7 protein-coding genes are annotated in these 12,461 nt (G+C 58.6%); 2 read left to right on the top strand and 5 right to left on the bottom strand.

The features are described 5' to 3' along the window. Positions 1-14: 14 nt before the first annotated feature. The 4 genes from ACRQEG_RS03180 to ACRQEG_RS03165 form a co-directional block, all read right to left on the bottom strand. A complete protein-coding gene (locus ACRQEG_RS03180; protein ID WP_284894939.1) occupies positions 15-1,037 on the bottom strand; it encodes a LysR family transcriptional regulator in 1,023 nt (340 codons plus the stop codon). Positions 1,038-1,099: 62 nt separating this feature from the next. Further along, positions 1,100-5,770 (bottom strand): Ig-like domain-containing protein, encoded by a 4,671-nt coding sequence (locus ACRQEG_RS03175; RefSeq protein ID WP_435733777.1) that lies wholly within the window; start codon positions 5,768-5,770, stop codon positions 1,100-1,102. Between the two features lie 400 nt (positions 5,771-6,170). Beyond that, on the bottom strand, positions 6,171-7,922 hold the full coding sequence (locus ACRQEG_RS03170; RefSeq protein WP_284894937.1) for an ABC transporter ATP-binding protein: 1,752 nt from the start codon (positions 7,920-7,922) through the stop codon (positions 6,171-6,173). Continuing rightward, on the bottom strand, positions 7,919-10,030 hold the full coding sequence (locus tag ACRQEG_RS03165) for an ABC transporter transmembrane domain-containing protein (RefSeq protein ID WP_284894936.1): 2,112 nt from the start codon (positions 10,028-10,030) through the stop codon (positions 7,919-7,921). Before ACRQEG_RS03165 ends, ACRQEG_RS03170 begins: the two co-directional genes overlap by 4 nt. A 494-nt stretch (positions 10,031-10,524) precedes the next feature. On the opposite strand from ACRQEG_RS03165, the gene ACRQEG_RS03160 reads away from it, so the two are divergent. Both ACRQEG_RS03160 and ACRQEG_RS03155 read left to right on the top strand, forming a co-directional pair. Then, positions 10,525-10,833 (top strand): type II toxin-antitoxin system RelE/ParE family toxin, encoded by a 309-nt coding sequence (locus ACRQEG_RS03160; RefSeq protein WP_284894935.1) that lies wholly within the window; start codon positions 10,525-10,527, stop codon positions 10,831-10,833. After that, complete coding sequence (locus tag ACRQEG_RS03155) at positions 10,830-11,123, top strand: addiction module antidote protein (protein WP_284894934.1); 294 nt, start codon at positions 10,830-10,832, stop codon at positions 11,121-11,123. The genes ACRQEG_RS03160 and ACRQEG_RS03155 overlap by 4 nt, the downstream gene beginning before the upstream one ends. Before the next feature lie 213 nt (positions 11,124-11,336). Here ACRQEG_RS03155 and ACRQEG_RS03150 read toward each other — a convergent pair whose 3' ends face one another. Continuing rightward, positions 11,337-12,071, bottom strand: a complete 735-nt coding sequence (locus ACRQEG_RS03150) for an excalibur calcium-binding domain-containing protein (RefSeq protein ID WP_284894933.1) — start codon at positions 12,069-12,071, stop codon at positions 11,337-11,339. Between the last annotated feature and the right edge of the window lie 390 nt (positions 12,072-12,461).

Below are 12,461 nucleotides of genomic sequence, written 5' to 3'. Positions count from 1 at the left end.
CGTCTATCACGTGTTTATTCGGCCGCAGCCTCGCCCGCGAAGGCGGCCCGGGCTGTTTCCACGAATACCTCACCAGCCCGCCCCAAGCATGCCTGCCTGCTCCACGCCAACACACACCGCAAACCAACAAGCCAATCAAGGGGCACAAACACCAAACCACAACCACCACCAGAATTCGAAGCCCCGATCATACCCACATTCTCCGCAACCGTATTCTCCAAGACGATAGCCTCACCAACCCCGGCCTCAACCATGCGGCAAGCCACCCGCCCACTCCCATACCGACCCACCACATCCAACTGGTTTTCCTTATCCAACCAATACCCCAACTCCCGACTACCCTCGTGCGGCAATACCAACGCCCGCTTCGTAATATCAGCACGCCGCACCGACTCGCGCCCCGCCAGATCACTACCAGCCCTAACCAGGAGTCCCCACCGATCCTCACCCGGCAAGCTCAGGGTCTCCCACGCAGCACACTCCCACGAAGCATCCAACACCGCGAAAGACACCCCGCCCTCACTAAGCATGCGAACCGCTTGCTCCCGCCCACACGCCTCTACCTCGAAACTAATCCCCGGATACTCCCGCCGCACCCGCCCCATAACACTCGCGAGACTCTCCAGGGCACTGGACTCGCGTCCCACAATCACGATACGACCTTGTGGGTCATCCACACTGTCTCGTATCTCGCTCACGGTTTTATCCACCAACCCAAGAATCTGGATAGAACGCTCCACCAGATGCCAGCCCGCAGCCGTGAGCTCGCTGCCCCGCCCGGCTCTTTGGGTGAGCCGGTAGCCCACTTCTTCTTCTAACAACTGGATACGTTTCACAACCGCCGCAGTAGTACACCCACATTGGCGGGCTACCGCGTCCATTGTCCCCAGCCTCGAATACGATACGAGGGTTTCTAATAACTCAAGCCTCACCACAACACCCCAACGCAACGAAAAATGCACGCCCAGCGCAGCCACAACTGCATGGCTAGCGCAATGGAAATAAGTAGGGGTGGTAGGTAAACCAGTTTCGTACATTCACCTACCACCCCCAGCCCCCTACACATTGGCGGGGCTAGCCGACATGGCTCTTATTTTGTTTAGTTACGACGACGCCGCCACGCCATCAGCCCACCAGCCAACACAAGCAGACCAGCCAGTCCAGCCATGCCCGTCGTATGAGCACCAGTAACCGGCAGGGCCTTGGTGACTGTCTTGGGTTTGCCGATCTTCACGGTAAACGAATCCAATTCTTTACCCTTACCGTCATTGACCGTGATAGTGATCTTCTCACCAGGCTTCACGCCCTCATTCGGGGTAACCGTAATAGACCCATCCGGGTTGAGTGTTGCCGTGCCGGGGCCGTTCACTGTCACCGTGCTACCGGGCGGAACGTCCCCGCCCTTGTTAGGCACAGTGATCTTCTTACCCGGACCCGTGATCGTATCGTCCCAATCCGGGCCGGGTGCCGGCTCCGTAATCGTCACAGTGATGTTATCGAGGGGGTTGCCTACCTTATCGACAACCTTCACCGTGATCTTCTCACCAGGCGCCGCTCCCTCACCCGGCGTGACAGTAATACTGCCGTCAGGGTTCAAGACTGCGGTCCCCGGACCAGTCACTTCGGTCTTTGTGCCCTCAGGCACCTCGCCCTTCTTCTTTTCAACAGTTACCGGGGTGTCCGGGGTCGTGGTCGTATCATCCCAGTCCGGGGTATCAATCACCTTCACCGGCACGCTAACAACCGGCTTATCGGGTGTCGGGTATTTAGGTGTCACCTCGACAGGCGGGGTCAGCAGACCAGGCGTCTTACCCTCAGGAACAGTGATCGTGACCTTACAATCCTTATCCACCGTAATGGTTACTCCGTCAGCGCGCGTGATCGGGCCGGTCGGTTCACACTGGGCCGGGTTATCGGGCCCGTTAATCGGATCAATAGTCACGCTCCCGTTCGGGGGAACAGGAGTCGGATCCGGATAGACCGGTACGCCGGTGCCGGCCATACACACCTTCACCTCGTCCTCGTTCATATCCCGAACCTGAGACTCAGTCTTAGTAGTAGCATTCTCCGGATCCAGAACCCACTTCTTAGCCGCGGTATCCCACTTATACGGCGTGGTTGTCACGGTCCGGGTCTGAGTGACCTTGCGAGTCTGGCAATCCTTCGCGCCCGCGTCTGTCGAGTCCACCCATTCGGTTTCTTCGACCTTGAGACCGGGGTTCACGGTGCATTCTTGCAACTCGCTATCCGTCATATCCCGAACCTGAGTCTCAGTCACGACCCGGGCCTTGTCGGTATCCGCCACCCATGCCTTGGTCTCAGCATCCCACTTATGCGGGGTTGTGGTCACCGTGCGAGTTTGTTTGACCTTGCCGGTCTGGCAGTCCTTCGCGCCCGCGTCGGTCGAGTCAATCCATTCCGTGGTCTTTACATCATCGGCGGGAGCAGGCGTGCAGACCTGAAGCTCCGCGTCAGTCATATCCCGAACCTGAGTCTCCGTGCTAGTTACAGCCTTCTCAGTATCAAGAACCCACTTCTTGGTAGCCGCATCCCACCTATAGGGAGTGGTTGTTACGGTCCGGGTTTGGGTCACCTTGCCGGTCTGGCAGTCCTTCGCGCCCGCATCGGTCGAGTCAACCCACTCGGCGTTGTCGATCTTGTCAGCAGGCTTGGGGCTACAGACCTGAAGCTCAGCGTCGTTCATATCCCGGGTTTGGGTCTCGGTTGTTGTTACTGCGTTTTCGGTGTCCAGCACATACTCGTGAGCCACGGTGTCCCACTTGTAGGGGGTTGTGGTCTTCGAGCGAGTTTGTGTCACCTTACCTGTGGCGCAATCCTTCGCACCCTCCTCGCTGCTGTCGATCCATTCGGTGGTATCGATCTTGTCGGCGGGGCGAATCGCGCAAGCCATGAGTTCCGTATCGTTCATGGGCCGGGTTTGAGTCTCAGACTCAACCTTCACCTTATCCACATCCAAAACCCACGTCTTAGAGACCGTGTCCCACTTATAGGGCGTAGTCGTCTTGCTGCGAGTCTGCGAGACGGTCTTAGCAGCGCAGTTCTTCGCATCGCTACCGGTCCCGTCCACCCACTCGGCTGTCTTGACGTCATCAGCGGGCTTGGGGGTACAAACCTGAAGCTCACTATCGGTCATATCCCGAGTCTGAGTCTGAGTTTCAACCTTCGCGTTGTCCGGGTCGGCAACCCAGGTCTTCGAGGCCGCGTCCCACTTGTGCGGGGTCGTGGTCACGGTGCGAGTCTGGGTTACCTGCTTCGTGTCACAATCCTTGGCATTCTGGTCGGTCGCATCCTCCCACGCGCCCTCGGTCACTACAGGTTCCGGGGCAGGTGTACGAACATACACGCTAATCGGAGTAGCCTTTTCGAAATCAACACTGCCACTAGCAGTCGTGAAGACACCCGCAGTAAACGAGGTAGCCACGTCACCAACCTGATTAGCGGTGACGCTCACGGGCAGGGTGCCGGTAGCAGTAGACGCCAGGCTACCGGTAGAAACCTTCACAGCCGTCACAGCCGCCGGGTCCGCCGGGCAGTCCGACCACGAGAGAGTCTTGCCGGATTTATCTGCCGTGAGAGCAGTCGTCATTTCGGTGCGGTCTTGGGTCGTGCATTGGACGCTCGCACCGTCCGACGGGGCACCAACGGATGCAAGAGTCACGTTCTCGGGAACCTGCCACACCAGCTCACCCGTGGCATTACCGGTGGTGGCGTTACCCCACGAGAGAGTGAACGGAATCGTTGCCGTGCCATTCTCCAGCGTCACCACATTGTCCGGGGCACTGGTAGAAACAGACGCGGTTACCTGTTCGGTCATGCCGGTAACAAAGGAAGCTTTCGTGGTGCGACGCTCGATGATTACGTCCTTGAACTGCTCGGATTCAAGAACGACGGTGGCTTCGATAGTTGCCGGGGACTTCGTGACGATCTGAACTTGCAGTGCTTTCGGATCAGTAAACCCAGCAGCATTCCACGAAACAGAACGCCCATCCTCCGAGATTGTCCCACCGGCAGGATCCGTCACCTTCACTCCCTCGGGCAGGGAAACCTTGATCGTGCCATCGGTGAGGTTCTTCGCGTTGGCTTTCACAGTCAACGTATTCGTATCCCCGAACACCGCCTGCGCAGAACCCCACAACGCTTCAAGACGATACGAACCCGACACCGCCGTCAACCAGGATCTCGTGCCGTAGCCAGCCTGGTACTCGGGTTTATTGTTGATATTGACGATGGTGCCGTCAGTTTTCTTCACGTAGTTCCGCGACTTCACATAAAGCTTCGTACCATCGGCGATAACTGATTCTTCCGGGCGCTGCACCTGGAACCTGATGATAGATGAATCACCGTGGTAATGCTTGATCTTGTCCATGTGTTTGATGCGAACAGCCCGAACCTTAGAATAATCACTCGGGCTAGTCACCCACTGGCTATTGCCATCCTCTGGGAATCCGCAATCGAAACTATCGGCAAGGGTATCTTCCGTACCGACATAGAATTCCGGGATGCCGTTGGGTCCTAGATTTTGATGCGTCCAATTCTTTACGGAGCCGGGTACAAAGCGTATTTCTTCAGGGTTCAGGCTCACACACTGCCCATACGTGCCACCGTAGAATTCGCCTGGACGATTAAAACCAGATCCCCAGCCGATTTCACGTGTCTGGCCGGGCATGATGGTAGCACCTGGTTCGTAGTGCCGACCCAAACCATTGAACCATGGATTATCCATCCATACGTTAGCCAAGCCAGCATTAACAACCGTGCCCTCGCCTGCGGGAGTGGTGGCGGTAATCGGCTGGTTACTCATACTGGTAGCACTCAGCGTGGCTTCACTATAAGTGAGTTTTTTCGTACCACTAGGATCATTATTCTCAGTCGTCCACTGCGCAGGAACCGCTACTCGTATACATGTACCATTCAGGTAATTCTCACTCCACGGGGTATCGATCTGAGTGCGGGTCGGCCACGATGACGCAGTTAAATCAGCGCCCTTAATATTTATGTTTAGCGTCTTCGCGGCTTTGTCGTAAGACGCCTCGCATTTACCGTTGTTCCGGTACGAATTATTTTCACTACCAAGGCGACCCGCAGGTCTCAAGCTCCCGGTTTCCCCTTCGCAGTCGACAAAGCTACCTTCGGGAAGATCAATTGGCATAGTGATGGTATAGTCACCAGTCAAGGCTTCGAGGCCTTTTTGAACACCAGCTGCAGGGCGGTTAGCGGTCACGTTAAAATAGAAGGACCCGTAAAGATACTTATTATCGTCTTTCTCGAAAGCGGTCCAGATGTCACCCGAAGAATTCCTTGCCAGTCCGTAGCCCTCGGCCTTTGCCGACACCGTTGTCGACACCGTATTCGACGTAGCACCACCAGCCCTGAACTGAAGCGGAATAACCGAACCATTCGCGGCCCGGCGCACAAACACCTTCACCGCACTCTTCACGGACTGACCTGCCTTACCCGTGAGTTCACAGCGCAAAGAATTCTTAGACTTATATGTCAGATCGGTGGTGATAGCCTTGCCGGCATTCTTACAAAACGAATCAGAACCCGGAGCAAACTCCACACCAGCAGGCAACTCCGCCTCAAGCGTATAGTCACCATCCTTGGTGACCTGCCACGACACCTCATAATCAACAGTATCCAGCGAACGCACAACCCCATTCTTCGGGCCCGTATCCTTACCGGGGCCCTCTTCCTGGCTGAAGTCGGGGGTACCATCAGCCACAACCGCGACCGCAAGGTCCTTCACCATATGCTCGGCCGCAAAGCTATAAGACGCTACCCCCCCCCGTCACAACAGCGAGCGCAGCAACAGACGCTGCAACCCGTTTCCCAATCTTGAACATCAAGACAAACCTTTCCCAGAAACACCAAGCACCAAGCTTGATTAGAATCCAACCAACACCAAGAAAACCGCGAAAAACCAAGCCCTCCCGGCAATCCCTATCTGTTGGCGCGTGAAACAACCACCACTCAGTGGCCTTCAATCACATACCTTAACCGATTTTCTTGCATATTTGTTAAGCGATAGACACCACTATTCACCCGCTGCCGCCCACACTACCGCCATAACTACTACTCACAAGCCGCTGACCTGCATCTTTACACATTTGATATGCGCATAAGGGCTCCGGGACTGCAGCCTTACCCACCTACACTTCCGGCACATCAACCGCCTGCCACATCTCCCACAGCCGGGCGTATTCCCCGCCGCGTTCGACCAGCTCATCGTGGCTGCCCAGCTCAGCAACCCGCCCGTCGATCATCACGGCCACCCGGTCCGCGGAATGCGCGCTATACAACCGGTGCGCGATGGAAATAACGGTGCGCCCTTCCAATACCCGGGCCAGGGCACGCTCCGCCGAACGCGCCGCATTCGGATCCAGCATCGCGGTGGCCTCGTCCAAAATAAGGATCTGCGGGTCCAGCACAATAATGCGGGCCAGCGCCAATTGCTGGGCCTGCGCGGGTGACAGCTCGCGAGCCCCGCCCGCCAGGCGCTCCTCCAAAGGCAGATCCAGTTCCACCGCCGCGAGCGCGGCCCGCATTTCCTCCTCGCTGGCATCCGCGCGAGCCATGCGCAGATTATCGGCCACCGTTCCCACGAACACATGGTGCTCCTGCGTCACCAGCGACACCGTGGTATGCAGGTGATCCTCCCGGATCCGGGAAGCATCCACCCCACCAATCCGCACCGTTCCCGATTCGGGGCGGTTAATTCCGGCGATCAGCCGGGCCAGCGTGGATTTCCCGGCCCCGGACGGCCCCACAATCGCCAGGTGCTCCCCGCTGCGCACCTCCAGATCCACGCCCTTAAGCGCGTAGGCGCGTGGCTCGCTGGGCCGGGCGTCGTCGTTAATGGTGCGGCCGTAACAGAAACGCACCCCGCGCAATTCAACATCGGTTCCACGCGGTACGTCGGGGCGCAACTCCGGCGGCACCGTATCCACCCCGAAAATGCGGGCGAAGGACACCAGGGAATACTGGAGTTCGGTGATGAACCAACCGAGTTCTTCGAGCGGGCCGGCCAGCTGGATCGCGAGCATCGTGACCGTGATGACCTGGCCGAGGGTCGCGGCGCCGCGCGGGATGAGCAGCGCGCCCACCAGGGGCGTGACCAGGACCGGCAGCCACACGGTGAGCGCCACGCCGGCGCGGAACAGCCATACAATCCCCGGGCCGTAGGTTTCCACGCGCACGTGTTCCTCGATGAAGGTGTCCAGGCGCCCGAGGCGCACCCGCCCCAGGTTGAGGGCGTCGACGGTGGTTTTTTGGGTGACGGTTTCGGAAACCGAGCCGGCGAAAGCCGCGCGCACCGCGCTCCCGGACTGGAAAACCGGGACGATGCGGCGCAGGAACCAGCGCACTACCGCCGTGACCAGCGCCGTGAGGAATAGCGTCCAGCCGAGGGCCGGGGCCGCCAAGAGCGCCGCGCCCAGCGAAACGCACACGGTGGTCACCAGCACCACGAGGCTGGAAATTCCGCGTTGGATGAAGAATTGCACGCGGGTGATATCGTCCGTGGTGCGGCCGAGGAGATCGCCGGAGCCGGCGCTTTCCACCAGGTCAAGGGGCAGGTGGGTGATGCCGTGCACCACGCCGTCGCGCAGCTGGGCGAAGACCCGGTTGCCGAAGTATTCCGCGCGCAGATCCGCGAGGAACGTGAACAGCGTATGGACCGCGACCGCCCCGAGCATGAGGGCGATGAGCCCGGCCGCGCGGCTCGCGGCTTCCGGGTGGCCGGCGATATCGATGGCGCGGCCGATCACGATGGGTGAAATGACGGCCGCGACGGCTGCCACTAATTGCAGGCCGACGACCAGGCTGAATTCGCCCAGGCGCCCGCGGACAATGCGCGCCAGGGCACGCACGGAAAAACGGCGCGATGCGATGGGAAGGATCATGCCAGCTCCTCTCCGGGTTGCGGGGTTTTCGCGGCGGCGCGGTTTGCGGCGGCGGGCCGTGCCGCGAATCCGGTTTCACCGGGTTGCGGTTCTTCTCCGGTTTCCCGCACCACGATGCGGCGATAGTCCGGGTGGTCGAGTAGGTGCGCGTGCGTGCCGCGCGCGATTTCTTTGCCGTCGCGAATAAGAACGACGACGTCAGCCACCCCCAGCACCAGCGGGGATGCCGAAACGACTACGGTGGTGCGCCCTTTTCGGGCTTGGGATAGGGCCGCGGCGATACGAGCCTCGGTGTGGGAATCCACCGCGGAGGTAGGGTCCACGAGGATGGCGATGTCCGGGTCGCTTGCCAGCAGCCGGGCCAACACCAGGCGTTGGCGCTGGCCACCCGAAACATTGCGGCCGCGCTCGGTGACGGTGCCGTCCAAGCCGCCTAGCGAATCCACGGCATCACGAGCCTGAGCCGTGGCCAGCGCCCAGGTGAGCCGATCATCGGCACTGGTATCCGCCGGGGCATGCTGGTGGCCGGCCTGTCCGCTCGAATAGTCCTCGAAAAGCTGGGCGAGGGTGCGGGCTGGCACCTCCGGGGCGTGCTCGCCCTGGAGGTTTTCGCGTAGAGTGCCAGCGAAAAGATCGGCGACCGGCCCCGAGTAGCGGATATGGGCGCGTAGTTCGTCCAAGGGAATATCCGCGGCGCGGGCTTCGCCCGGGGTGGGCGCTTTGCCGGCGGCGGGCCCTTCGCCCGGCTCACCGTTAGCTGTCGGAGCGGGCCAGCGCAGGCGGATATCGGCGTCGTCGTTCATCCGCGCGAGCCGCGCCGCAATCGCGGTGCCCTCCTCCACGTTCGCGCCCACCACGGCGGTGAAGCGCCCGGCTTCGATGTGCAGCTCCGCCGCGGCGTCGTACAGCGAAACCGCGTGCCAGGCAGGCGGGATCACGGTGCCGGTATCGGGCAGGAGCGGTTCGGCCGCGAGCGCGCGGGTAATTTTCTTGGCGCTCACCCAGGCAGCCACCGCAGTTGCCGCGAAGCTCGCGAACATGATGATGGGCATGGAGAGGATGGCGCAATAGCCGGCGAACGCGAAGAGTTCGCCGGCGGTGAGGTGCCCGCTGAGCAACATACTCACGCCCACCGTCACGATGACCGCCTGGAAAATAAGCGGGCCGCCGTTGGTCACGGTGGACATGAGGGCACGCGACGGGGCGGCGTCGAAACCGGCCTTTTTGACCGCTTCCGATTGTTCGCGGTAGCGCGCATTGTAGTAATCTTCCCCGCCGACGCCGCGCATCACCCGCAGCCCGACCACGCCGTCCGTGGCCAACGTGGTCAGTTTGCCCTGCTCTTCGCGCAACGGTTCACGCCATTTGGCCATGACGCGGGAAATCCAGGAGACAACCGCCATGACCAGGGGCAGACCGATAATCACCGCGAGGCCAAGCGGTACGCTCATCCGCATCATGAGCACCGCCACCAGCCCGAAGGAGAGGAACGACGCAATCGTGGCCGGCGTATTAATGAGCATCGAACCGACCATATAGGTATCCGAGTTGAGCACGGAGACGACGTCACCCGTTTGCATCTCCAGATTGGTGCGGCGCGGGAAAAGCCGGGCGGCGAGGGTGCGCTGCGGATGGATCATTGCCCGCATCCACAGCATATTTTCGGGAATTTCCGTGCAGAGCGTGAGAGCAAGGATAAGAGTGGCGACGACGAAGGATCCTGCCGGAGCGAGGAGCTCGGCGGTGATGCCGTGCTCCAGCCCGGAATCTAGTATTTTCCCGACGAAGTGAATTTGGCTGACGCTGGCCACCGAAGTCAGGCAAGAGATCAGCGTGGTCAGCGCAATCAACCCGGCATTTTCGCGGGTGATGGCGAGGAGGAATGCGAGGGGCTGGTTCGGGTAAGCGTGGATATATTCTTCGGAGAAGCGCAGCGAGCGCGGGCGGAAGGCGGAGAAGCGGGAAATATGCGGGGTGGGTTTTGGGTGCGTGGCGCGTTTCGAAGCGGCGTCGTTTTCAGCGCTTTGGGCGCGCGGATCGGAAGGTGCGTCAGGCGTCGCGGAGGCAGAACGCGTAGCGGATGTGGACGCGGCCGATGGCTGGGTCATGGGATTCCTCGAGATGCTGTGGTTCGAATATTCCGTGGAGGTGGAGCAGAGCACGCAAAAATTGCGGGGGCACGAGGGGGGAGCGCGAGGGCGCCGATGTACCTACCGGTGAGTGTTGCGTGCGTGACCTGGCGTGACTGCCGCGCTTCAACGCGTGGCGCCACGCCGATCTACAGGAATAGTTGAATGCCCATGGGTGGAATCGTAGCACAGAAATTCCGGGCGCCGAGCGCAGCCCCGGTCGGTAGCAGCATGCCCGGAAGCCGAGCGTTCCGCATACCGAGCGCCAGATAAGCCAAGCGTTTCGCGAGTCGAGCGAGCCATAAGCCGGGTGCCCTATGATCCCCCATAACTCGAACCTCAGGATTCACACCAGCACCTGGGGAGTAGGGATGTGTTGTCAGAGCTGTACTTCGCATGTACAACATCCGCAGTACGGAACTAAGTCGAGAGCACCCTCTTGACAAGTGTAGTCTAAAGACTACACTTGACATGTGCAGATTATTTCTAGTAGCACTTTCGAATCTTGGTTGGACAACCTGAAAGATAGACACGCTCGGCGCCGCATCCTGCACGCAATTACCCGATGTGAAGCGCACGGAAAAATGGTAGGAGATATCAAATCCGTAGGTGGGAAGGTCAGCGAGATGAGATTTCACTTCGGTGCTGGCTATCGGGTCTACTACACACAATTCGGCACTGTCACGGTTTTCCTTTTAGCTGGCGGAGATAAATCAAGTCAAGATAAAGACATCCGATTCGCCCGCGAGCTCGCTAAACAAGTACTGGAGGAGCATCTATGAGTAAGGTAACTTTTTCTACATTTGACGCAAGCAAATACCTTGATAGCGAAGAAGCCATTAACGACTACTTAGCCATCGCACTTGAAGATGGTGACACGAAAACTGTACAGCTGGTGCTGCGGGACATTGCGCGCGCACGTGGCATGAGTCAGCTCGCAAAGGACACGGATCTTAACCGTGTCTCCTTGTATAAGTCGCTTTCTAAAGACGGCAATCCATCGTTTGAAACTATCGCAAAAATCATGAAAGCACTTGGGTTGAAACTTACCCTTGCTTCCAGTGCAGCATAATGAAGTATTCCAGTTTTCCATTTAAAAGGACAGGGAAATCGGAGTTGTTCCAAAGGAACACGATAGACCAAAGGTAAAGAACTTCACACGGCCCGCCAGCGAGACACCATGTGTTTTTAGAGCTGTACTTCGCATGTACGACATCCGCAGTACATTCCGGAAAACACATACCAGGTTCGGCGGCCTACGCACTCAACTCCGTCGCGATGACCATTAGTCCTTTTTCCCACACCATTCACAAGCAATACCGTCCCCGTCAGCATCAAGCTCGGGCCCGTAACCAATCTCGTCAGAGCGTAATGGGCGCCCCACGAGGAGACATACCTGCCTGCAATTTTTGTAGTGCACCACGTCCATAACCGCCGAATTCTGAGTCTCCTCTTCTTCATATCCCTGCGAACCATATTCTTCAACAGCCGCATACTGGTCTTGGGAATATTGGTTGCCTTGATATTCGTCTTCTTCGCCAGCAAGATATACCGGACTCCGGTCATCGTGAGTTTCAACATCGGATTGCACAACAGCAACCGGCGTAGGTGATGAACTGGGAGACGCAGTAGCCGGTGGCGTGGAAACCGATCTTGTCGGGGTTGGTTTCGGCGTCGTGCTGCGCCTAGATGGGGTAGCCGAGGGGTGCGGACTCGAATGTGGAGTTTCTAAAGTAGCAGCTGGCGACGGGGAGGGCGCGATAGAAGCGGTATCGGATTCGGGCATCACGTTCGACGCCGTTACTACAACTACCAACCAGATAATAATTTGTGGCAAAGTGCGCGATTTCGAGCCGAACAACTTCGCGCCGATGTAGCACACGAGAGTAAAGAAACCAATCGTTCCCCAAAAATTAGCAGTAGAGTCCGGGAAAACAACCGTGAGAACAAGAGCGAGGATTCCGTAGAAAATTCCAGCTCCCTGCGTATCCTCTGAACTTGACGACTCGGCAACATCCATGCCGATATTGTATGGAAAGGTTGGGGTAATAGACAGAAATAATTGCGGATATTCCGATTCTACGCCCCGCCAGATAGTACAGAGCCACACCCGGAAATGTGGCTCTGATTTGTGAAGGCAAAAATTTCGCCTTGACCGCTACCGCTTCCGCGGGCGGGTAGCTGGGTGCCGGTTTAGTCCGAGGCCAGCTACGTATTGAGTATCGCAGCTCAGCGGTACTGCCATCCAGAGTTGAAATGAAAGACCCCGGCGGTGAGAGCGCCGGGGTCCCTGATCGAAAGGAGGTTCCGATGAAAAGGAACTATCCGACAGCAACTATATGGCACAACGCCATCGCGGCGCAATGGAAAATTGGGGGGTTATGCCATTTAGGACGATGTCGCCAAACCG

Source organism: Actinotignum stranguriae (genome assembly GCF_051265215.1).
GTDB lineage: Bacteria > Actinomycetota > Actinomycetes > Actinomycetales > Actinomycetaceae > Actinotignum > Actinotignum schaalii_C.
This window is presented reverse-complemented; position numbering and strand designations above follow the sequence as displayed.

Excerpts from the sequence above, each read along its gene's own strand:
- ACRQEG_RS03180 (WP_284894939.1), bottom strand. The coding sequence starts at position 1,037 with ATGTACGAAACTGGTTTACCTACCACCCCTACTTATTTCCATTGCGCT.
- ACRQEG_RS03170 (WP_284894937.1), bottom strand. The coding sequence starts at position 7,922 with ATGATCCTTCCCATCGCATCGCGCCGTTTTTCCGTGCGTGCCCTGGCG.
- ACRQEG_RS03155 (WP_284894934.1), top strand. The coding sequence starts at position 10,830 with ATGAGTAAGGTAACTTTTTCTACATTTGACGCAAGCAAATACCTTGAT.
- ACRQEG_RS03175 (WP_435733777.1), bottom strand. The coding sequence starts at position 5,770 with ATGGTGAAGGACCTTGCGGTCGCGGTTGTGGCTGATGGTACCCCCGAC.
- ACRQEG_RS03165 (WP_284894936.1), bottom strand. The coding sequence starts at position 10,030 with ATGACCCAGCCATCGGCCGCGTCCACATCCGCTACGCGTTCTGCCTCC.
- ACRQEG_RS03150 (WP_284894933.1), bottom strand. The coding sequence starts at position 12,071 with ATGGATGTTGCCGAGTCGTCAAGTTCAGAGGATACGCAGGGAGCTGGA.